The organism is Roseibium sp. FZY0029 (assembly GCF_036350355.1).
Classification (GTDB): Bacteria; Pseudomonadota; Alphaproteobacteria; order Rhizobiales; family Stappiaceae; genus Roseibium.
Map to the genome: position 1 here is coordinate 897,054 of NZ_JAZDVZ010000001.1, position 20,958 is coordinate 918,011.

Here is a 20,958-nt window from a genome sequence, read left to right on the forward strand (position 1 = left end):
CCATGTCCTCCGTCCCCGCCTTTGCAGACGCGCTGCCAATCGACGGTGTCCTGCCGGAGCTTCTGGCAACGCTTGAGGCAGGCTCCAATGCGGTTCTGGTTGCCGAACCGGGTGCGGGCAAGACGACCCGCGTTCCGCTGGCCCTTTTGAACGCAGCCTGGCGCGGGGATGGCAAGATCCTGGTCCTGGAGCCAAGACGTCTGGCAGCGCGTGCCGCCGCGCGCCGGATGGCGAGTGAACTGGGCGAGAAACCGGGCGAGACGGTGGGCTACCGGGTGCGCATGGAGACCAGGGTAAGTGCTCGCACGCGCATCGAGGTCATCACGGAGGGTGTTTTCACCCGGCTCATTCTTGAGGATCCGGAACTGACGGGCGTTGCCGCCATTCTCTTTGACGAATTTCACGAACGCTCGCTTGATGGCGACCTTGGCCTGGCCCTTGCGCTGGATGTGCAGTCGGCGCTGCGCGACGATCTGCGGCTGCTGCCGATGTCCGCAACGCTCGATGCCGCCGGCATTTCGCGCCTTCTCGGCGACGCGCCGGTGATCGAAAGCACGGGCCGCAGCTACCCTGTCGAAACGCGTTACCTGGGGCGAACGCCGAACGAGCGCATCGAATCGCAGACGGTGCGGGCCATCCGGCAGGCTCTTTCTGAAGAAACAGGTTCCATGCTGGTGTTTCTGCCCGGTCAGGGCGAGATCCGCCGTACCGCCGAGATGCTGGAGGGAAAGCTTCCCGACAATTGCCAGGTGGCGCCGCTTTACGGTGGTCTGGACGCCAAGGCCCAGGACGCAGCCATCCGGCCGGCCGATGCAGGCATCCGCAAGATCGTGCTGGCGAGTGCCATCGCCCAGACCTCGCTGACCATCGAAGGTGTGCGTGTCGTCATCGACAGCGGTCTGGCGCGCGTGCCGAAATACGAGCCGCAGACCGGGCTGACCCGGCTGGAAACCGTGCGTGTTTCCCGCGCGTCCGCCGATCAGCGCCGGGGCCGCGCCGGGCGTACAGAGCCCGGTGTCTGCTACAGGCTCTGGGACGAAGCGCAGACCGTGGCCCTGCCTCAGGCCGAAGCACCGGAAATCCTGGAAGCGGATCTGACCGGCCTGGTGCTGGACCTTGCGGCCTGGGGGACGCTCGATCCGCAGGCTCTCGCCTTTGCCGACCCGCCGCCGCAAGCCGCCTGGACCGAAGCAAAGGCATTGCTGCAGGATCTGCATGCATTGGATGACCACGGACGCCTGACCGGAGACGGCAAGGCCCTCGCCAGGCTCCCGCTGCATCCGCGCCTCGCACATATGGTGATCGAAGGCGTTGCCCGCGATCTCGGCTTTACCGCCGCCATGATCGCGCTTGTGCTGTCCGAACCGGGCCTTGGCGGCCGGGATCCGGATCTGCGTGCACGTTTGCAATCCTTGCGTCACGACAAGAGCCAGCGTGTAAAAGACGGCCGCCAGTTGGCCGAACGGTGGCTGAAGCAGGCTGGCGGGTCTGGCAAGGAGATTGAGCCGGAGAGCGCCGGACTTCTGCTCACCCTTGCCTATCCCGACCGGGTTGCCCAGCAACGCGGGCAGACCGGCCGCTTCCGCCTTGCAAACGGCCGGGGCGCGGAGTTGGAGGCGGAACATGCCCTTTCCCGGGAAGCCTTCCTGACCGTCGCCGATATTCAGGGCAAGGCCGCAAGCGGGCGCATTCAGCTTTGCGCGCCGATCTCCAAGGCCGATATCGAGGTTCTGTTTGCTGCCGACATTGTCGAGCAGGATGAAGTCCAGTTGACAGGCGATGGTGCGCTGAAGGCACGGCGTGTCACCCGCTACAAGGCGGTCGAACTGAAGTCCGTCCAGATTCAGTCAGCGGATCCGGAAGCCGTTGAACGGGCCCTGATAGCCGAAATCCGCCGTCGCGGCGTCTCCCGCCTGCCCTGGAGCAAGGATCAGGAACGCCTGAAGAAACGTGTCGCCTATGCCCTTGAGAACGGCGCGCAGGATCTGCCCGACCTTTCCGACGGCACATTGACGGAGACACTGGAATCCTGGCTGCAGCCCTATCTCTCCGGCTGCACGAGCCTTGCTGCAATCGATACAGCTGTGCTGGGCAACGCGCTTGCAGCGCTCCTGCCCTACGATGTATCTGCGCGGCTGGACAGCCTTGCCCCCTCGCACTTCACGGCCCCGACAGGCAGCAAGGTGCCGATCGACTATGGCGCTGCCGCAGGTCCGACGCTGTCCATTCGCGTGCAGGAACTCTTCGGCCTCAAGGATCATCCGAGCGTCTGCGACGGCAGACTGCCGCTGATCCTGGAACTTCTCTCCCCGGCACAACGGCCGATCCAGATCACCAAGGATCTCCCCGGTTTCTGGCAGGGTTCCTGGGCGGATGTGAAAGCCGACATGAAAGGCCGCTACCCAAGGCACCCCTGGCCGGACGACCCGACCGAGGCCGAAGCCACAAGACGGGCTAAGCCGCGGGGGAGCTAAGGCAGAAAGCCTTTCACTATAGAGCCAGCAATTTCTGATTGTGCTTGATGATCGACTGGTGTTACCTAGGTGTAATGCCTTGCTGATTAAAGTTATTTTCTCCTCATGAGAACTCTTCCCTTCCTGGTTTTTTTTCTGATTATGGCATCTGGTGCACCGGCAGCGACACGTCTCGTCACGAAAGACGAGGCGAAGCTAATCGTTTCAGAAATGCTGGAGCAAGCCGAGCCTTTACATCTCGAGTTGTTCGATCTCGACCCGTCCCTGGAGGACGTTCTCCTCAAGGGGAAAATCATATCGATCGGCAACAAGTTGAGCGCCATCTCGACTTCCTACACACAAGCGCTGGAACGAGACCTTGCGTCAGGCGCGACTATGCATCCTGCCGGAGGAAAACAATCGCAGCTTGCCTCATTATGGATGTGCGAAAATGCGGTCTCGCAACTTTCGAAGTTTGCAGAGACCTTGGTGGATGTTGATCGTCAGATTCAGAACCCGATGTATCTTGCCCGGACCTATTTCGGTTTCTTGAGCAATCGCGAAGATTGCAGGTACCAGATGGGCGAAGATCCTCCTGAAAATCTGAAGCAGCCGTCAGATCTTTACCGAAAGTATCTTGACCGCCTGAAAAACACTCTTCTCGACATGCGAAAACTCGACGATCCGGTTTTTTTCAAGGAGGCCAGATCCGATCCGGCAGAGTGGGTCTTGTTGCAGCGGAAACTGTTCTGGACTCTGCAAATCGGGCAGCGCTGGCCCCTCTACAAACTCCATTCGATCATGTCCAATCCGAGACCTTACTCGCCGGAGAAACAGAAAATCGTCGATCGTTTTCGCGCCTGCCAATCCCTGCAGACGTCATTTGACCGGCTATTCGACCGGTTCACAGCCAGCATCTTCTTCAACCAGGCTCCCTTGCTTGACTCTAGGTCCCTGTCAAAGCTGCTCGGGGAAATGAACGAGTGCGAAGACCTTCTGGCTGACCGATAGACCGGCGGCACTCAGGTGCTATCCGCCAAACGTTATCTCGGAGAGCTCACTATCCGACTCGTTACCCTCCGTCATTGCCGAACTTTATTCGGAAATCCGTGCTGGACTCGTTGAAACGACAAACCATCACATTGTTGATGAAGCGTCGAGGATGCCATAGTCGAGCCCATTGGTGTCCGGTTTAAGTTCAGTGATTGGAGCTAACTCGCTGTCTTTTTTCCGAAACATTCGCTCTTCAGGGGCCTGGGATACGGTCCTCCTTCTCTCGGTTGTCATCCCGGTTTGGCGCGTAGCGTCAAGACCGGGACCCAGGATTCCGTGTGGCTGGCGATAGACAAACTAAGCTAAGTCATGAAGATACTGGATCCCGGATCTCCGCTTCGCTCCGTCCAGGATGACAATCAAAAAACCGACCCATGCTTGAAATCCCTTTCCGGTTCTTTGAACCAGGCAACAGTAGATCACCTCCGGCCATGACGCAGGAGAGGTTGAACGCGGTTTCGCGACGGCCCGTTTCCCCTCAATCGTCCGAGGCTGCCACCAGGCTTGCGTTACCGCCGGCAGCGGCCGTGTTGATGGAGACCACCTGTTCCAGGGCAAAGCGGTACAGGTAGGCCGGGCCGCCGGCCTTGGGGCCGGTGCCGGACAGGCCGGAGCCGCCGAAGGGCTGGGTGCCGACGACCGCGCCGATGGTGTTGCGGTTGACATAGACGTTGCCGACGGACAGCCGGTCGACGACCTTCTTCACCGTTGCATCGATACGGCTGTGAACGCCGAGCGTCAGGCCGTAGCCAGTGCCCGCGATCTGTTCCAGCACCTTGTCCAGGTCGCCCGCCTTGTAGCGGACCACATGCAGGACCGGGCCGAAGACTTCCCGCGTCAGGGCCTCGGCCTTGTCCAGTTCTATGATGTGCGGAGCAACCCAGGAGCCATTGGCCAGCTTGCCGTGTGGCGTCTTGCCGGCATAGCGCAGTTTCTGGCTCTCCTTCATGTCGTCGACATGGGAGAGAATGTTGTCGCGTGCTTCCTCGTCGATCACCGGGCCAATATCGGTGGACGGCAGGCGCGGGTCACCCAGGCTGAGTTCCCTGGCCGCGCCTTCCAGCATGTCCAGCAGATGATCGGCGACGTCTTCCTGCACATAAAGCAAACGCAGTGCCGAGCAGCGCTGACCGGCGGAACGGAAGGCGGACATCATGACGTCATCGCAAACCTGTTCCGGCAGGGCCGTCGCATCGACAATCATCGCGTTGATGCCACCGGTTTCTGCAATGAGCGGTACGATCGGGCCGCGCTTTGCAGCCAGCGTGCCGTTGATCAGCCAGGCAGTTTCGGTCGATCCGGTAAAGGCCACCCCGGCAACGGCCGGATGCGAGGTCAGCGCGGCACCGACATCGCCTTCACCCGGGAGCAGGTAAAAGACATCTTCCGGGATACCGGCCTGATACATCAGCTTGGCTGTTTCATAAGCGATCAGCGGTGTCTGTTCCGCAGGCTTGGCCACAACGGCATTGCCCGCCATCAGGGCGGCGCTGATCTGGCCGAGGAAGATCGCCAGCGGGAAGTTCCACGGCGAAATACAGACGAAGACGCCGCGGCCCCGATAGCGGTAACGGTTTTCCTCGCCTGTCGGTCCTGGCATAAGCCTGCCTTCGCCGAACAGGTTTCTGGCTTCGGCTGCGTAGTAACGGCAGAAGTCTACCGCCTCACGGATTTCGGCAATGCCATCGGTCAGACACTTGCCGGCTTCCATGGAGAGGATCGTCATCAGGCGGTCCCGGTTTGCCTCCAGCAGATCGCCAACCTTGTCGATGGCGGCCGCGCGCTCTTCAACCGGTCTGCGCGACCATTTCTCGAACCCCTTCTGGGCATTTTCGACAGCAAGGCGTGCCGTCTCGCTGTCCGCGAAACGCACCGTGCCGACCTTGGTGGTGCCGTCCATCGGGGCAAACACCGGATTTGCGTCGCCCGACGGTTTCAACCCGGCGCCCAGTGGGGCAGCATCGGTGAAGGGAGCCGTGGTCTTGGCCATGCCGGATATCAGCAGGTTGCGCTCCGCCGCATGACCGAACTCCACGCCATCGGAATTGCGGCGGCTGTCGCCGTAAAGGTCCTTCGGCAGCGGGATCGAGCGGTTGACGGCATGGTGGCCGTTGTCCAGCAGCTCTTTCGGCCGCTTGAGCATCTTTTCGACCGGTACGGAAGCATCCCCCACGATCGTGACGAAAGAGGAGTTGGCACCGTTTTCCAGAAGACGGCGCACGAGATAGGCCAAGAGGTCCTTGTGACCGCCGACCGGGGCGTAGATCCGGCACGGAAAGCCGTCACGCTCGACAACAGACTTGTAGAGGCTCTCGCCCATGCCATGGAGGCGCTGGAACTCGTAACCTTCAACCTTGCTGCCGGACAGTTCGATGATCTGTGCGACGGTCAGTGCGTTGTGTGTGGCGAATTGCGGGTAAAGCACATCACGCGCCGCCAGCATGCGCTTGGCACAGCACAGGTACGACAAATCCGTTGCCGCCTTGCGCGAGAACACCGGATAACCTTCGGCCCCGCCTTCCTGAGCGTGCTTGATTTCCGTATCCCAATAGGCGCCCTTGACGAGGCGGACCATCAGTTTGCGGTTGGTCTTGCGGGCTGCGTTGACGAGCCAGTCGATCACGTGAATGCCGCGCTTCTGATAGGCCTGAACCGCAAGGCCAAAACCGTCCCAGCCTTCGGTGACCGGATCGGTCAGCATGGCCGCAATGATATCCAGAGAGATCTCCAGCCGGTCGGCTTCTTCGGCATCGACGGTGAAGTTGAGGTTGTGGTCCTTGGCCATCTGCGCCAGTTCGCGCAACTTCGGCAGAAGCTCGTCGCGCACGCGCTCGCCGTTGACAGCCTGATAGCGCGGATGCAGCGCGGAAAGCTTCACCGAAATGCCCGGACGATCCGGCAATTGCTTGTCGCCTGCGGCCTTGCCGATGGCAGCAATCGCCTTGGCATAGGACTGGAAGTAACGCTCTGCATCCTTCTGGGTGCGTGCGCCTTCACCCAGCATGTCGTAGGAATAGCGATAGCCCTTCGCTTCCTGGGTCCTGGCGCGCTCCAGAGCCTTCTGGATGGTTTCACCGAGAACGAACTGATGACCGAGCAGGCGCATTGCCTTTCGGGTCGCCATACGCACGGTCGGCATGCCCATGCGCTTGACGAGGCTGGACAGGATCGACTGGGGCGTGTCGCCCGGGTGCAGCAGACGGGAGGTGACGCCCAGCGCCCAGGAAGAAGCGGAGACAAGCCAGGTGTCGGATTTCGGGCCTGAGGGATCGTCGAAGCGGGCGGCCGCCAGCTTGTCCTCAATCAGCTTGTCGGCGGTCTTGGCATCCGGAACGCGCAGCAGCGCTTCTGCCAACACCATCATGGCCAGGCCTTCGCGGGTGGTCAGGCCGAATTCGCGCATGAAGTCTTCCACGCCGCCGAGACCCACCTGGACCGACCGCATGTCCTGAATATAACCGCGGGCACGCTGATCGATCAGCTTCTCCACCACCGGGTCGGTGTTGGCTTCCTTCAGAAGCGCTTCGACAAGCGTTTTGTCATCGGGGGCATATGCCGGGCGAAACGGCTCGAGTTCGGTCGAATTGACTGTCTTCATGGCTGCAACGGTTGCGGTCATGAGAACCTCCCAAAGGGGCCCCGCGGGGCCGGGTCACTAGATCCCCCAAAATATCTTGAATCAAAGACCGCTTTTCGCTGTTTTTTGGCCCATTCTCCGTGTATTTCTCTAGTAATCTCGTTTTTATAGGGAAATTATCCATGCTTGACGCTACAGATCGGCGGATTCTGAAGGTTCTCCAGCAAGACGGCCGTATCACCAACACGGACCTTGCCGAACGGGTGCATCTTTCGGCAACCGCGACGGCCGAACGCATGAAGCGGCTGGTGCGGGAAGGTTACATCGAACATTTCTCCGCCAGCCTCAATCCGAAGATGGTGGACCGGGGCTTGCTGGTCTTCGTCGAAATCCGTCTCGACCGCACATCCCCGGAGATTTTCGACGCTTTCAAGGTTGCCGTCGAGCGGTCGACCGATATCATGGAATGTCACATGGTGGCAGGCGGCTTCGACTATCTCATGAAAAGCCGCGTCAAGGATATGGAAGCCTATCGGGCCTTTCTGTCAGATGTCGTGTTGGCTCTACCGGGTGTACGTGAAACGCATACTTATGCCGTGATGGAAGAGATCAAGGACACGCATATCCTGCCGGTGTAATTTCCTGCACGACCACACAAGCCCGAACACTCCTCGTTCACAAAGCCTTGTCTTGACCGCGCAATGCGCCTTGCGCGAGGGAACGGAGATCGGACACGATCCGCAACAGGGGAAATTCTGATGAAACGCACGCTTGCCGCAACGCTTGGCCTTCTCGGAGCACTCTTGGCACCGGTTGCTTCTCCAGCACAGGAAGCTGCCACTGATCCGGCGTGGCAGGCCGTCCTGGACGATGCCAAAGGCGAGACCGTCTATTTTCATGCCTGGGGTGGTGAACCGCGTATCAACGCCTATATCGCCTGGGCCGCAAGGGAAGTCGCGAACACTTTTGACGTTCGCGTGCTTCAGGTAAAGGTCAGCGACACGGGTTCTGTCGTCTCGCAGGTTCTTGCAGAAAAATCGGTCGGCAAAACCAGTGGCGGTGCCGTCGATCTTGTCTGGATCAACGGCGAGAACTTTGCGGCCATGAAGGAACAGGACCTGCTGGCGGCCCCGGGATGGGTGCAGTCCTTGCCGAACTGGCGCTACGTCGACGTGGAGAACAAGCCGACCGTCGTTCAGGACTTCACCGTTCCGACGGATGGCCAGGAAAGCCCGTGGGGCATGGCCAAGCTCGTGTTCATGTATGACAGCGCGCGCCTCGACACGCCGCCTGCAACGCTTGACGGGCTCCTGAGCTACGCCAAGGCGCATCCGGGCCGCTTCGCCTATCCCCAACCGCCCAACTTCTATGGCACGACCTTCCTGAAGCAGGTTCTCGTCAGCACGGTTCCCGACAAGGCTGCCCTGACGAAGCCGGTGGACGAAGCGCGCTTCGCAGAAATGACCGCGCCACTGTTTGCCTATCTGGACGAATTGCATGGCGCGCTCTGGCGTCAGGGCCGCGCCTTCCCGAAGGACGCCGCGCACATGCGTCAGCTCCTGGCAGACGGGGAGCTGGACATCGCATTTTCCTTCAATCCGTCCGATGCCTCAAGCGCCATTGCCAACGGCGAACTGCCGCGCAGTGTGCGCTCCTTCGTTCTGGACGGCGGCACCATCGGCAACACCCACTTCGTTGCGATCCCGTTCAACAGTTCCAGCCAGGCGGGGGCCAAGGTCTTTGCCAATTTCCTTCTGTCGCCTGCGGCACAGGCCCGCAAACAGGATCCCGACATCTGGGGAGATCCGACCGTGCTGAACGTCGCCGGGCTGCCTGAAACCGAGAAGGTTCTCTTCGACACACTCGACCTTGGACCGGCAACCCTCACACCCGAACAGCTCGGCCCGGTGCTGCCCGAACCTCACCCGAGCTGGGTCAGCGCACTGGAAGAGGCCTGGACCGCCCGCTACGGCGCCGAGTGAGCCGGAGGACGTGACGACGAAGCCGAGAGCGGGTCCTGCCGTACCGGTCATCCTGGTATCGGTGTTACTGGCCGGGCCGGTGCTTGCCGGCCTTGCGGGTACTCTCCTGCCCGCCTTCGGTTACTTGCCGGCGCTGGGCCGCACCGGATTATCCGTTGAACCAATCCGGCAGCTTTTCCACCAACCAGGCCTGATGACTTCGGTCTGGCTCAGCCTTGCCACGGGCCTCACGGCCTCCGTCCTTTCTTTGGCGATCGTGCTGCTGTTCGTGGCGGGCTGGTCCGGCACGAGGACGTTCCGACGCCTGACACGGTTTCTGTCGCCGCTGCTGTCCGTACCGCACGCGGCAGCAGCCATCGGACTTGCCTTTCTTATCGCGCCTTCCGGATTTCTGGTTCGGCTGGTGTCGCCGTGGGCGACCGGCTGGACCCGGCCGCCGGATGTTCTGATCCTCAACGATCCGCTCGGCATTGCCATGACCATGGGCCTTGTCGCCAAGGAAGTGCCTTTTCTGTTCCTGATGACACTCGCCGCGCTCAACCGTCCTCAGATCCAGGAATATTTCAAGGCAGGGGCCAGTCTTGGCTATGGCCGTGTTGCAACCTTCTTCACAATCGTACTGCCGCAGATCTACCCGCTGATCCGGCTGCCGGTTCTGGCGGTGATCGCCTATGCCACATCCGTTGTCGATGTTGCCGCCATCCTCGGGCCGACGACACCCGCCCCGCTTGCCCCGCGCCTCGTGAGCTGGATGAACGATCCGGATCTGGCCTACCGCCTGATGGCATCCGCCGGAGCCTTGTTGCAACTTGCCGTCAGCGCGGTTGCGCTCGGAACCTATCTGGCTGGCGAAAGACTGATTGCGGCTGCCTCCAGGCGCCGTCTCGTCACAGGACATCGTCACTTGCGCGAGCGCGCCGCCAGATATGGCGGACTTCTGGTGATGGTCACCATCATTGCGGCCATGGTCCTGTCTCTCATGCTTCTCGGCCTGTGGTCCGCAGCTCGCTCGTGGTGGTTTCCTGCCGTTCTTCCTCAGGCCTGGAATGTCATGCGAATGTTCGACTCGCTCGGCATGAGCCTGGGTCTTCTCGGCACGACGGTCGCTCTGGCATCGGCCTCCGCTCTTGTCGCGACCGCCCTCACCCTGTGGCTGCTGGAAGATCGCGATCACCGCAAGACATCCTCTTCCCGCGGTCTCAAGACACTTGTCTTCCTGCCGCTGCTGCTGCCGCAGATCAGTTTTCTGTTCGGTTTGCAGTTGCTGTTCCTGTCGGCTGATTTCAGCGGCACCTTCACCGCCGTTCTGCTGGCCCACCTGGTTTTTGTCTTGCCATACGCCTTCCTTGCCCTGAGCGATCCCTGGGCCCGCCTCGATCCACGCTATGCCAAAGCGGCCGCCGCCATTGGCGCGTCCCGTGCCCGCATCTTCTGGCAGATCCGTTTGCCGTTGCTGCTGCGGCCTGTGCTGGTAACGCTTGCCGTCGCAGCCGCGGTCTCCGTCGGCCAGTATCTGCCAACCCTGATGATCGGTGCGGGCCGGATTGTCACGGTCACCACCGAAAGCGTCGCGCTTGCGAGTGGAGGCAGCCGGCAGTCCGCCGCCTTGCTGGCCCTGCTGCAGCTTGGCGTTCCGCTGATGGGCTTTGTGCTGGCCGCACTGCTGCCGGCCCTGCTTCACCGCAACCGGGCTGCAATGCGGCTGGAAAGGTGAGTCCGCCGATGCGCACCGATGGACAGACAACCGGCCTTGTTCTTCAGAATGTCGCCCTGCACCTGGGCGAAGCGCTGCTGCTTGAGATCGACTGCCGGATAGAGCCCGGAACGGTGCTTACCGTCATGGGGGAAAGCGGCAGCGGCAAATCCAGCCTGCTCGATTTCATTGCCGGTTTCCTGCGACCGGACTTTCAGGCAAGCGGCAAGATCCTGCTGGACGGGCAGGATCTCACGCCCCTTAATCCGCAAGAGCGGCACATCGGCCTGATGTTCCAGTCACCGCTTTTGTTTCCGCATATGTCGGTCTTGCAGAACCTGATGTTTGCCATTCCCGCAAGCGTCCGAAAGAGGTCGATCCGGCGGGACCTGGCGCAACAGGCGCTTGACGATGCCGGGCTTGCCGGGTTCGGTAGCCGAGACCCTGCGACCCTGTCCGGCGGTCAGCAAACCCGGGTCGCGCTTATGCGAACCCTTCTCGCCGAACCGCACGCGCTGTTGCTGGACGAACCTTTCTCAAGTCTCGACACGGCCCGGCGTGCGGACATCCGCGCGCTGGTCTTCGATGCGGCGAGACAAAAGGGATTGCCGGTGCTTCTGGTCACGCATGACGAGGAGGACGCGGTCGCGGCTGGCGGCAAGGTTCATGTTCTCGATGAGAGCGGACCGGGCAACGGCTGCGCCTGAAGTTTGGCGTGCTGTCTATCTGATACAGCCAAGTCTACTTTCTTCACGCCCTGTGAGCGTAGGCTAGTGGAACGCTTTGGGGAAAACGAAGCTTACGTCGGGATCCGGCCCCGCGAGTGGGCTTTAGATCTGCGCTTCGCTCGTCCGGGATGACACCGGAAAGATGATCTGGATGTCGTACCAGACAAGCAGGTCACATAGATGCAAGTGCCTACGCTCTTGGGGACAGACAATACATCCCTGCCGTTCCCGGATTGGCTCCGACGACGGCAGGGGAACATCGGGCTTGCGAATCCTGGTGCTTAGCTTATTCGGCGGTGTCCGCGGACTTCGCCTGCAGCAGGGAGTAGTTGTCGATGCCGATCCGTTCGATCAGGTCTAGCTGGGTTTCGAGGAAATCGATGTGGCTTTCCTCATCGCTCAGGAGCTGTTCAAACAGTGCCATGGAGACATAGTCGCCAAGCTCGCGACAGACTTCGCGCGCTTCGTGATAAAGAGCGCGCGCAACGTATTCGGCGGCAAGATCGCCTTCCAGGCATTCCTTAACCGACTGGCCGATGCGCAGCGGATCAAGCGTCTGAAGATTGGGCAGACCTTCCAGGAAGATGATCCGGTCCATCAGGTCCTGGGCGTGCTGGCGCTCCTCGTCAGCTTCCGCCAGTTCCTTGTCGGCCAACTTGCTGAAACCCCAGTCGGCCAGAAGCCGGGCATGGACCCAATACTGGTTGACCGCTGTCAACTCGTGCCGCAGGGCCTTGTTGAGATACTCGATTACGCGCGCTTCGCCCTTCATGACCCTCTCCTTATGAGATCAACCAGGGGCCACTCATCAAGCGAGCAGGCCCGGAGCTGATCGAAATCTGTGTGCCGGCGCATGCCTTTTCCGAAGCAAGTGCCGGTCTCTTCTAGCGGTTCGCGGCCTGCTTCAACGGAGCGGGCGACTCTTCCGGCTGCGGTTGCTCTTCAGAACTTTTTTCGTGAATGATGTCAATGACTGACGGAAAGCAGCTTCCGCAGCGCGGCCGGCAACCCAGATGACGGAACACAGCTCCGGGCGTTGGCACCTTGCCATTCGGGTCTGCACGCATTTCTTTCGCGGCTTCGCGAAGTTGCTTGTCAGACAGTACGTTACAGGAGCAAATGATCATTGTAGGATCCGGCGCGCGTCCTCATATGCGAACATATTGGCATTGACGAATTCCAGCGCAATAACGAAACTCGAATGCAAGAGTCAACTTTTTCCACGACTTTTGCGTGCCAGCAGGGAAATAACATGACCGGCCAGGGTATACCCGACGAGCGTCCGACACTCGTGCTGACAGGTGCGAGCCGCGGTATCGGACACGCCACCGTCAAGCGGTTTTCCGCGGAAGGCTGGCGGGTGATCACTTGTTCCCGGCAGGCGTTTTCCGACAAGTGTCCCTGGCCGATGGGCCCGGAGGATCATATCCAGGTGGATCTGTCCGATCCGGAAAACCTGGGCTATGCCACGCAGGAAATCCGCAAACGGCTGGAGCCGAACGGTTCGCGTCTCAACGCACTGGTCAACAACGCCGGCATCAGCCCGAAAGGGACCGACGGGGAGCGGCTTGATTCGCTGACAACGCCCATGCACGAGTGGCGCAACGTCTTTCAGGTCAACTTCTTCGCACCCATCCTTCTGGGCCGTGGCCTTTTCAAGGAGCTGAAGAACGCCAAGGGATCCGTCGTCAACGTCACGTCGATCGCCGGCATGCGCGTGCATCCGTTCGCCGGCACCGCCTACTCCACCTCCAAGGCCGCGCTTGCGGCGCTGACCCGGGAAATGGCGGCTGACTTCGGGCCACACGGCATTCGTGTCAACGCCATCGCCCCCGGCGAGATCGATACATCCATCCTGTCGCCAGGGACGGAAAAGATGATCGAAGACATTCCGCTGCGCCGCCTCGGCCTGCCGGACGAAGTCGCCGACACGATCTATTACCTGTGCTCGGAAAAGTCTTCTTACGTTAGTGGTGCAGAAATCCACATCAACGGCGGACAGCATGTATAGATCGGCTATACGACCTGTTTTTCTTTGAGCCCGCATTTCTATTTGACGGAAATAGGCCAGATTTTCAAAGGAAGCTGTTTCTTCTTCTAAATATTACCTGAACCCCGAATTGCGCGATTTACCTAATGTTCATCGAGCTCCGCAATACTGACGCGACGACAGTGCAGTTGTTCCGGCTGTGTGGGGAGAAGATGAAAAGAATATTGAAGGTTCTGACCGACTTGAGATTCGGCTTCAAGGTCGGAGGTGGTTTTCTCGCTGTCCTGCTTTTGACCGCAGTCGTCGGCGGCGTGGGGTTCCTGGCCATTCACGGCCTGTCCTCGCGGTTCGTCGTCGCCGATCACGCCGCGACGATTGCCGGCAAGATGCAGGCAACGTCCCTGACGCGCGAAGACTATCTCAACAATCCGTCAGAAGACCTCCGCAATTCGGTGCTTGAAGGCGTGGCAGCGCTTCAGAGCGAGCTTAAGGTCCTGACCGACGAAGTTGCTGGTGACGCTGAAGCGGAAGCCCAGGTTGCCGAGGCCGAGGACGCGGTCTCGCGCTTCTCGACAACTTTCGAGCAGGTCACCGTGCAGACCACGCAGCAGGCAGAACGCCTTGCCACGCTGCAGGAAAGCACAAGCAATCTGGAAGTGTTGGCAACGAACATCAGCGACGCCGTTCTGACGGAAGAAAAGCGTATCAGCGCCGAAGCCTTTGCCGCGAACAGCCAGTTAGACGATGCCAACCAGCTTCAGCGGGCCGTGTTTGAACTGAAGGACGAAGTTGTCCAGGTTCACATGCTCTACCTGCAGGGCAGCGGCAATATCGACGGCGAAGACCTCACCACCGCCATTGATACCGCGCGCAACCTCGTCTCTTCCACGAAGCAGATGAAGTACAAGCAGATCGAGGGAATCGATCGCAAAACCGTCAGTTCGCTGGCTGCGCAGGCAAACAAGCTGAACGCAGCCCTGGAAAACCTGACCAAGGATCTCGGTTTTTCCGAAGCCTATGAAGCGCGCCTGGCCGTCGGCAACGCGATCGAAGGCATGAACAGCCTGACCGAGGACATACTCTCGCAGGTACACCCGGTTGTTTCCAAGGCCAAAACGGACGCGTTGACCGCTTCGACCCGTCTGGCGACGGTGCGCTCCATTGCCGAGAAAGCCGTCAGCCTGAACGAGATGGCTTTGGCTGCCCGCGCGGAGACGCTCTACCTCTTCGGTGCATTCGGTTCCAGCGACGCGTCGCTGGTGGAAGAACAGATTGCAAAACTGAATGCCCTCGAAAAGGAGATGATCAAGTACGCGATGATCCTGCCGGCGGCAGCCGATGCGATCAACGGTATTCCCGCGTCTGTTGCAACGCTCGACAAGTCCTTCCGCGAAATGCTGGTCACCAAGGCTGATCTGGCCGCAAAACGCGCAGAACTTGACGACTTGACCCGTCAGGTCGGTGCCGATATCGCGTCAATCTCCACGGCCCAGTCGCAGGCCGCCAATTCGGCAGCCACAGCCGCACAGATGCAGATTGCCGTTACGATCCTGCTCGCCATCATGGGCGGCGTCGGCCTGGCCTTCATCCTGAATCTGGCTATCACCCGCCCGATCCGCACGATCACCGGTGTCATGGACCGCCTTGCAAACGGCGATAACGAAGTGGCAATCCCGGGGATCGACCGCGGCGACGAGATCGGCGACATGAGCCGGACGGTGCAGGTGTTCCGCGACAACGCCGTCGAACGGGCCCAGTTGCAGGAGCAGAATGCCCGCGAGGAAGCTGCCCGGCAGGAACGCCAGGCGCGTATCGACAACCTGATCCATTCTTTCCGGTCCAAGGCGGAGGAAGCACTCGGCTCGGTGGAAACAACCGCAGGCGGTCTCGACTCCACTGCCCAGGCGCTGACGGAAATCGCCCGGGACAGCGCAGGCTATGCCAGCGAGACCCAGAACTCGTCGAACGAGACCACCAACAACGTTCAGACCGTGGCAAGCGCCGCTGAAGAACTGGCGGCTTCCATCGGCGAGATCTCCCGCCAGGTTGCCCAGACGACCGAAATCGTCGACCGGGCCACCACTGGAACGCGGATCACCAACCAGAAGGTCGAAGGCCTGGCGGAAGCCGCCACCAAGATCGGCGAAGTGGTGACCCTCATCCAGGCGATTGCGGAACAGACCAACCTGTTGGCGCTGAACGCCACCATCGAGGCGGCACGCGCTGGCGAAGCCGGCAGGGGCTTTGCGGTTGTTGCAGCCGAGGTCAAGGAACTGGCCACCCAGACGTCCAAGGCCACGGAAGAGATCTCCAGCCAGATCACCGAGATCCAGAACGCCACCAAGGAATCGGTAGTCGCCATTGGCGAGATCGCGGAAACCATGACCGAGGTAAACACCTACACCACGGCCATCGCGTCGGCTGTCGAGCAGCAGGGCGCTGCTACGGCGGAAATTTCGCAGAACGTGCAGCGCGCGGCGGAAGGAACCGGTGCCGTGTCCTCGTCCATGTCGCAGCTCTCCCAGGCTGTCGACCAGACGTCCTCGTCTGCCGACATGGTGCTTTCGGCCTCCGGTGAACTGACCCAGAAGACCCACGAACTGAAGCGTGAAGTCGAACAGTTCCTCTCCGAGGTCGCCGCGGCCTGATCGCGCCTTTCAGACCTTAAAAGGGGCGGGTAAGCTTCGGCTGCCCGCCCCTTTTCGTATGCGAACGACCGCCCCCTGACCGCGGCAGATAGTTGCCTTTGCGGTGCTCAGGCGCACGGTCACCAAACGCCGAACCGGGCACGTTGGATGGCCGAAAGGCGCACCACATCCCCCTGCCCGGACATCTAATCTACTTTCAAATGGAAGCAGGATGTTTTATGGCGGAACAAACTTCAAACCAGACAGAAAACGAGTGAGACCCGTGGCGGATCAGACCAGTGCCTCCACCTATGCCCCGTCCGGCAAGCCTGCACACCAGAGCTGGCCGGTGATCCTGGAAACCAAGGGCTGGAAGGATTATCGGCTTCTGGACATGGGACAGGGCGAAAAGCTGGAGCGCTACGGCCGGTTCACCATCGTGCGTCCGGAACCGCAGGCCATGGGGTCGCGCCGGCTGAAGGAAAGTGTCTGGAACCGTGCCGATGCGGTCTTTTCCGGCGATACGGAAGAAGAAGGCCCGGGCCGCTGGAAGTTCTCCGGCAGCGTTCCGGAAACCTGGCCGATGTCCTATGGCCCGGTGCGCTACAACGGCCGCTTCATGTCGTTCCGCCATGTCGGCGTCTTTCCCGAACAGGCTGCCCACTGGGACTGGGTCAACGGCAAGATCCGCGCCGAGCGCGAACGCGCACCGGAAAAGCCGCTGAAGATCCTCAACCTCTTCGGCTACACCGGCCTTGCCTCCCTGCTGCCGGCAACCGAAGGGGCTCAGGTCACCCATGTGGACGCCTCCAAGAAAGCCATCGGCTATGCCCGGGAAAACCAGGAGATGTCCGGTCTAGAAGATCTGCCGATCCGCTGGATCTGCGAGGACGCTTCCAAATTCGTGGCTCGCGAAGTCCGGCGCGGCAACACCTATGACGGGATCATTCTGGACCCGCCGAAATACGGCCGTGGCCCGAAGGGTGAAGTCTGGGACATCTATACCAGCCTGCCGGGCATGCTGGCCGACCTGAAGCAGCTTCTGGCCAAGGACGCCCTGTTCATGATCCTGACCGCATATGCGATCCGCTCGAGCTTCGTGTCCATTCATGAACTGATGGCCGAAACCCTGGACACCGAAGGCGGCCTGCTGGAGTCCGGCGAACTGGTCATCCGCGAGGAAGACGGCAAGCGCGCGCTGTCGACGTCGCTCTTTTCCCGCTGGAGCAGCAGATGATCGAAAAACGCCAGGGTGCGGTGAAACAGATCACCAGCCATTCCAACCCGATCGTCAAGGAAATCAAGGGGCTCGTCGCGCAGCGCAAGCACCGCAGCCAGTCCGGCCTGTTCGTGGCTGAAGGCCTGAAGCTGGCGACCGATGCGCTGGAAGCCGGCTGGGGCATTCGCTATCTGGCGCTTGGTCCGGAAGCCCGCGACAATCCTGTTGCGCAAAAGGCTGCCGCTGCCGCAAAGGCGCGCGGTGCACTGATCCTGGAAGTGTCAACCGCCGTCATGTCCGCGATGACCCGCAAAGACAATCCGCAGATGGTCGTCGGCGTCTACGAGCAGCAGCTTCTGGGAGCACGCGACATCGAGCCCTCCGGCACCACGCTCTGGGTCGCGCTCGACCGGGTCCGCGATCCGGGCAACCTTGGCACCATCATCCGTACGGTGGATGCCGTCGGCGGTGCCGGTGTCATGCTGGTTGGTGATTGCACCGACCCCTTCGCGGTTGAAGCGGTGCGCGCCACCATGGGCTCGCTGTTTCATGTGCCGCTGGCGAAACTCGGCAAGGACGAGTTCAAGTCGCTGGCCGCAACGTGGCCCGGCACCGTCGCTGCAACCCATCTGAAAGGGGCGGTAGACTATCGCACACCCGACTACGCCGAGCCGGTTCTGCTGGTCATGGGCAATGAGCAAAAAGGGCTGGAAGACGATATGGCAGCCGCCTGCCCGACGCTGATCCGCATTCCGCAGGTCGGCCAGGCCGACAGTCTGAATCTTGCCGTTGCCACAGGCGTCGCGCTTTATGAAATCCGCCGCAAACATCTGGAGCTCTAGAACGCATGCGTCTGTTTATCTTTGGCACCGGGTTTTCCTCAAAGGCATTCGTGGAGGAAGTGCGCGACCAGTTCGACTGGATCGGCGGTACGACACGCTCCACGGAAAAGGCTGATGCGCTCCGGAACCTTGGGGTCGAGCCGTTTATCTTCGACGGGGAAACGCAGGGCGAAGGCATTGCTGACGCCCTGATATCCGCGACCCATGTTCTGGTGTCGATCGCCCCGAACGATGCTGGCGACCCTGTTCTGAACCAGTATGCCAGCGAGATTGCAGCCGCAAAACCGCAATGGATCGGGTATCTGTCCACCGTCGGCGTCTATGGCAATCACGATGGTGCCTGGGTCGATGAAGAGACGCCGCTGAACCCGGTTTCGAAACGCTCCGTGCAGCGGGTTGAGGCGGAACAAGCGTGGCTCGCATTTGCACAAGAGAACGACGTTCCCGTGCAAATCTTCCGCCTCTCCGGCATTTATGGCCCGGGCCGGAATGCTTTCGAGAACTTCAAGAAAGGCACCGCGCGGCGTCTGGTGAAACCGGGACAGGTGTTCAACCGCATTCATGTTGCCGATATTGCCGGTGCCTTGCAGGCGGCCTTCGCAAAGCCGTCAACGCGTGTGTTCAACGTGACGGACGATGAACCGGCCCCGCCGCAGGATGTGGTTGCCTTTGCCGCGCAGCTTCTGGGTGTCGAAGCGCCGCCGGAAATTCCTTTCGAAACCGCCGATCTTTCGCCGATGGCCAGATCCTTCTACGGCGAGAACAAGCGGGTTTCCAACCAGCGCGTCAAGGAAGAGCTTGGGTATTCGTTTCGTTATCCGGACTACCGCACCGCTTTGAAGGCCTTGTTGAAAACGGTGTGATCCCGTCGCGTTTTCCAGTTTTGCCTAAATCGTAAGGCGGCGGCAGCCATTTCAGGCGCCGCCGCTTTTCTTGGCGTTTTACTTGGGCTGCGGCACAACACGCAGGTAGGGCTTCAGGGTCTTCCAGCCTTCGGGGAACTTCTCCTTAGCCTCTTCATCGCTTACGGCCGGAACGATGATGACATCTTCACCGGACACCCAGTTGGCCGGCGTTGCGACCTTGTGAGCGGAGGTGAGCTGCAGGCTGTCGATCACGCGGATGACTTCGTCGAAGTTACGGCCCGTCGAAGCCGGGTATTCAATCTTCAGCTTGATCTTCTTGTCCGGACCGATGACGAACAGCGACCGCACGGTAAGCGTGTCGTTGGCGTTCGGATGGATCATGCCATAGGCGGTCGCCACCTTGCGATCGGGATCGGCGATCAGCGGAAAGTTCAGGGCGACGCCCTGCGTATCGGCGATATCCCCCACCCAGGCGCGATGATCCTCGATAGGGTCGACCGAAACGCCGAAAACCTTGACGCCACGGGCTTCGAACTTGTCCTTGAGCTTGGCGGTCATTCCAAGTTCAGTGGTGCAGACCGGCGTGAAGTCCTTCGGGTGGGAAAACAGAACCGCCCAGGATCCCTCGATCGCTTCGTGAAAACGGATCGGACCATCCGTGCTGTCGGCTTCGAAATCCGGTGCCTCGTCTCCGAGCAATAATGCAGACATGAATGAGCTCCTTAAAATTACGGACCGCAATGTCAGCTTCGCGGCAGTTTACCCTTCAGTTTTTGCGCAGTCTTGTCGAGTCTTCCAGCCTGTTCCGGCCATGGGCAAATGAACGCAGGGGTTGACGTTGACCGGTTCAGCCCCCAGTTTCCAGTCACAATAAGGCGGGACTTTTCGCCACATAATTCAAAAACTTGCATGGGAGAACCTTATGACCACCTGGCGCGTCTACCTGTCCGGCGAAATCCATACCGACTGGCGGGACAAGATCATGGAAGGCGCAGCAACGCTCAAGTTGCCGGTGGAATTTTCCTCTCCCGTAACTGATCACGATGCCAGCGACGATTGCGGTGCAGCCATTCTGGGCGGTGAGGACAACAAGTTCTGGTACGACCACAAGGGCGCGAAGGTGAATGCGATCCGGACGCGGTCGTTGCTGGAGAAGGCCGACATCGTGGTCGTCCGCTTTGGCGATAAATACAAGCAGTGGAATGCGGCGTTCGATGCCGGCTATGCGGCCGCGCTCGGAAAGTCGCTGATCGTCATGCACGACCCGTCGCTGACGCACCCGCTGAAGGAAGTTGACGCAGCTGCGCTTGCGGTTGCCGAAACGTCTGAACAAGTCGTCGATATTCTCAAATATGTTATACTGGGAAAGCTCGACCGCTGAGCAGGTCTTGAAATTAACAATTTCATTACCATACTAATAGACACTATGGAAAAGCCCGGGGTTTTTACCGGGCAACCAGACCTCAGCCAAATGGAACGGCATCTTGAAGCGAGGCAGTCGCGAGAAGACTGCGTGCGCCGATGTCCAGTTTCGAGCAGGGTCTGAGAAGTACTTTAGTATTATCATCAACACTGTCATCAAGGCGTTGAAAAAGGCAGATATGAATGCCGCTCATATGCCAGGATGACGAAAATTAGAAAGAAGACTCCATGCTGCATGGAAACGTGAAATGGTTCGATAATCGCCGAGGTATCGGTACGATCGAACCGCAAGACGGCGAGGACATCCTCGTCGACATTTCGGCTCTGCGCCGGTCCGGTATCGACACTCTGACGGAAGGCCAGCTCGTGGCATTCGACCTTGAGTGGCGCCGCGGTCAGATGGTGGCTGAAGACCTGAAAGTCCTGTAAGGTCGCTTACAGGTCTTTGCCAGATACAAGGGCGGTTCGACCGCCCTTTTTTATTGCGCGATTTTTTTCGGAGACGT

Annotated in this window: 17 protein-coding genes; 13 read left to right on the top strand and 4 right to left on the bottom strand. The window is 60.2% G+C overall.

The features are described 5' to 3' along the window. Positions 1–2: 2 nt before the first annotated feature. Positions 3–2,474, top strand: coding sequence for an ATP-dependent helicase HrpB (hrpB, locus tag V1T76_RS04140; RefSeq protein ID WP_330559339.1), 2,472 nt, complete (start codon positions 3–5; stop codon positions 2,472–2,474). Between the two features lie 105 nt (positions 2,475–2,579). Further along, on the top strand, positions 2,580–3,464 hold the full coding sequence (locus V1T76_RS04145) for a hypothetical protein (protein WP_330559340.1): 885 nt from the start codon (positions 2,580–2,582) through the stop codon (positions 3,462–3,464). A 520-nt stretch (positions 3,465–3,984) separates the two neighbouring features. On the opposite strand, the gene putA is transcribed toward V1T76_RS04145, so the two are convergent. Beyond that, the gene (gene putA, locus V1T76_RS04150) at positions 3,985–7,125 is read right to left on the bottom strand and encodes a bifunctional proline dehydrogenase/L-glutamate gamma-semialdehyde dehydrogenase PutA (protein ID WP_330559341.1); all 3,141 of its coding nucleotides are present in this window, start codon (positions 7,123–7,125) and stop codon (positions 3,985–3,987) included. Positions 7,126–7,265: 140 nt separating this feature from the next. Here putA and V1T76_RS04155 point away from each other — a divergent pair, with 140 nt between their 5' ends. The 4 genes from V1T76_RS04155 (at position 7,266) to V1T76_RS04170 (ending at position 11,465) form a co-directional block, all read left to right on the top strand. Further along, positions 7,266–7,721, top strand: coding sequence for a winged helix-turn-helix transcriptional regulator (locus tag V1T76_RS04155; RefSeq protein ID WP_006934117.1), 456 nt, complete (start codon positions 7,266–7,268; stop codon positions 7,719–7,721). A gap of 120 nt (positions 7,722–7,841) precedes the next feature. Next, the gene (locus V1T76_RS04160; protein WP_330559342.1) at positions 7,842–9,065 is read left to right on the top strand and encodes an ABC transporter substrate-binding protein; all 1,224 of its coding nucleotides are present in this window, start codon (positions 7,842–7,844) and stop codon (positions 9,063–9,065) included. A gap of 10 nt (positions 9,066–9,075) precedes the next feature. After that, positions 9,076–10,779 (top strand): ABC transporter permease, encoded by a 1,704-nt coding sequence (locus V1T76_RS04165; RefSeq protein ID WP_330559343.1) that lies wholly within the window; start codon positions 9,076–9,078, stop codon positions 10,777–10,779. A gap of 8 nt (positions 10,780–10,787) precedes the next feature. After that, the gene (locus V1T76_RS04170) at positions 10,788–11,465 is read left to right on the top strand and encodes an ATP-binding cassette domain-containing protein (RefSeq protein WP_330559344.1); all 678 of its coding nucleotides are present in this window, start codon (positions 10,788–10,790) and stop codon (positions 11,463–11,465) included. A gap of 307 nt (positions 11,466–11,772) precedes the next feature. Here the strand turns inward: V1T76_RS04170 and bfr are convergent, their stop codons facing one another. Together bfr and V1T76_RS04180 are read right to left on the bottom strand one after the other, a co-directional pair. Beyond that, complete coding sequence (gene bfr / locus V1T76_RS04175; RefSeq protein ID WP_330559345.1) at positions 11,773–12,258, bottom strand: bacterioferritin; 486 nt, start codon at positions 12,256–12,258, stop codon at positions 11,773–11,775. A 112-nt stretch (positions 12,259–12,370) separates the two neighbouring features. Continuing rightward, entirely contained in the window at positions 12,371–12,613 is a 243-nt protein-coding gene (locus V1T76_RS04180; protein WP_330559346.1) for a (2Fe-2S)-binding protein, read from the bottom strand. A 125-nt stretch (positions 12,614–12,738) separates the two neighbouring features. Between V1T76_RS04180 and V1T76_RS04185 the strand changes: the two genes are divergently transcribed. The 5 genes from V1T76_RS04185 (at position 12,739) to V1T76_RS04205 (ending at position 19,027) form a co-directional block, all read left to right on the top strand. Beyond that, positions 12,739–13,497 carry an SDR family NAD(P)-dependent oxidoreductase gene (locus V1T76_RS04185; protein WP_330559347.1) on the top strand — a complete coding sequence of 253 codons (759 nt, stop codon included), beginning with the start codon at positions 12,739–12,741 and terminating at the stop codon, positions 13,495–13,497. Between the two features lie 191 nt (positions 13,498–13,688). Then, positions 13,689–16,124, top strand: coding sequence for a methyl-accepting chemotaxis protein (locus V1T76_RS04190; protein WP_330559348.1), 2,436 nt, complete (start codon positions 13,689–13,691; stop codon positions 16,122–16,124). Positions 16,125–16,386: 262 nt separating this feature from the next. Continuing rightward, on the top strand, positions 16,387–17,340 hold the full coding sequence (locus V1T76_RS04195) for a class I SAM-dependent methyltransferase (protein WP_330559349.1): 954 nt from the start codon (positions 16,387–16,389) through the stop codon (positions 17,338–17,340). Next, the gene (locus V1T76_RS04200; protein WP_330559350.1) at positions 17,337–18,164 is read left to right on the top strand and encodes a TrmH family RNA methyltransferase; all 828 of its coding nucleotides are present in this window, start codon (positions 17,337–17,339) and stop codon (positions 18,162–18,164) included. The genes V1T76_RS04195 and V1T76_RS04200 overlap by 4 nt, the downstream gene beginning before the upstream one ends. 5 nt (positions 18,165–18,169) lie before the next feature. Beyond that, on the top strand, positions 18,170–19,027 hold the full coding sequence (locus V1T76_RS04205; RefSeq protein ID WP_330559351.1) for an SDR family oxidoreductase: 858 nt from the start codon (positions 18,170–18,172) through the stop codon (positions 19,025–19,027). Positions 19,028–19,105: 78 nt separating this feature from the next. Here V1T76_RS04205 and V1T76_RS04210 read toward each other — a convergent pair whose 3' ends face one another. Beyond that, on the bottom strand, positions 19,106–19,741 hold the full coding sequence (locus V1T76_RS04210; protein WP_040439782.1) for a peroxiredoxin: 636 nt from the start codon (positions 19,739–19,741) through the stop codon (positions 19,106–19,108). 211 nt (positions 19,742–19,952) lie between these two features. Here V1T76_RS04210 and V1T76_RS04215 point away from each other — a divergent pair, with 211 nt between their 5' ends. Continuing rightward, the gene (locus V1T76_RS04215; protein ID WP_330559352.1) at positions 19,953–20,411 is read left to right on the top strand and encodes a YtoQ family protein; all 459 of its coding nucleotides are present in this window, start codon (positions 19,953–19,955) and stop codon (positions 20,409–20,411) included. Between the two features lie 269 nt (positions 20,412–20,680). After that, complete coding sequence (locus tag V1T76_RS04220; RefSeq protein WP_006934095.1) at positions 20,681–20,881, top strand: cold-shock protein; 201 nt, start codon at positions 20,681–20,683, stop codon at positions 20,879–20,881. The last annotated feature ends 77 nt before the right edge of the window (positions 20,882–20,958 follow it).

What these genes read in the sequence shown, in the direction of transcription:
- hrpB (WP_330559339.1), top strand. Translation starts at nt 3, where the DNA reads ATGTCCTCCGTCCCCGCCTTTGCAGACGCGCTGCCAATCGACGGTGTC.
- V1T76_RS04145 (WP_330559340.1), top strand. Translation starts at nt 2,580, where the DNA reads ATGAGAACTCTTCCCTTCCTGGTTTTTTTTCTGATTATGGCATCTGGT.
- putA (WP_330559341.1), bottom strand. Translation starts at nt 7,125, where the DNA reads ATGACCGCAACCGTTGCAGCCATGAAGACAGTCAATTCGACCGAACTC.
- V1T76_RS04155 (WP_006934117.1), top strand. Translation starts at nt 7,266, where the DNA reads ATGCTTGACGCTACAGATCGGCGGATTCTGAAGGTTCTCCAGCAAGAC.
- V1T76_RS04160 (WP_330559342.1), top strand. Translation starts at nt 7,842, where the DNA reads ATGAAACGCACGCTTGCCGCAACGCTTGGCCTTCTCGGAGCACTCTTG.
- V1T76_RS04170 (WP_330559344.1), top strand. Translation starts at nt 10,788, where the DNA reads ATGCGCACCGATGGACAGACAACCGGCCTTGTTCTTCAGAATGTCGCC.
- bfr (WP_330559345.1), bottom strand. Translation starts at nt 12,258, where the DNA reads ATGAAGGGCGAAGCGCGCGTAATCGAGTATCTCAACAAGGCCCTGCGG.
- V1T76_RS04180 (WP_330559346.1), bottom strand. Translation starts at nt 12,613, where the DNA reads ATGATCATTTGCTCCTGTAACGTACTGTCTGACAAGCAACTTCGCGAA.
- V1T76_RS04185 (WP_330559347.1), top strand. Translation starts at nt 12,739, where the DNA reads ATGACCGGCCAGGGTATACCCGACGAGCGTCCGACACTCGTGCTGACA.
- V1T76_RS04190 (WP_330559348.1), top strand. Translation starts at nt 13,689, where the DNA reads ATGAAAAGAATATTGAAGGTTCTGACCGACTTGAGATTCGGCTTCAAG.
- V1T76_RS04200 (WP_330559350.1), top strand. Translation starts at nt 17,337, where the DNA reads ATGATCGAAAAACGCCAGGGTGCGGTGAAACAGATCACCAGCCATTCC.
- V1T76_RS04205 (WP_330559351.1), top strand. Translation starts at nt 18,170, where the DNA reads ATGCGTCTGTTTATCTTTGGCACCGGGTTTTCCTCAAAGGCATTCGTG.
- V1T76_RS04210 (WP_040439782.1), bottom strand. Translation starts at nt 19,741, where the DNA reads ATGTCTGCATTATTGCTCGGAGACGAGGCACCGGATTTCGAAGCCGAC.
- V1T76_RS04215 (WP_330559352.1), top strand. Translation starts at nt 19,953, where the DNA reads ATGACCACCTGGCGCGTCTACCTGTCCGGCGAAATCCATACCGACTGG.
- V1T76_RS04220 (WP_006934095.1), top strand. Translation starts at nt 20,681, where the DNA reads ATGCTGCATGGAAACGTGAAATGGTTCGATAATCGCCGAGGTATCGGT.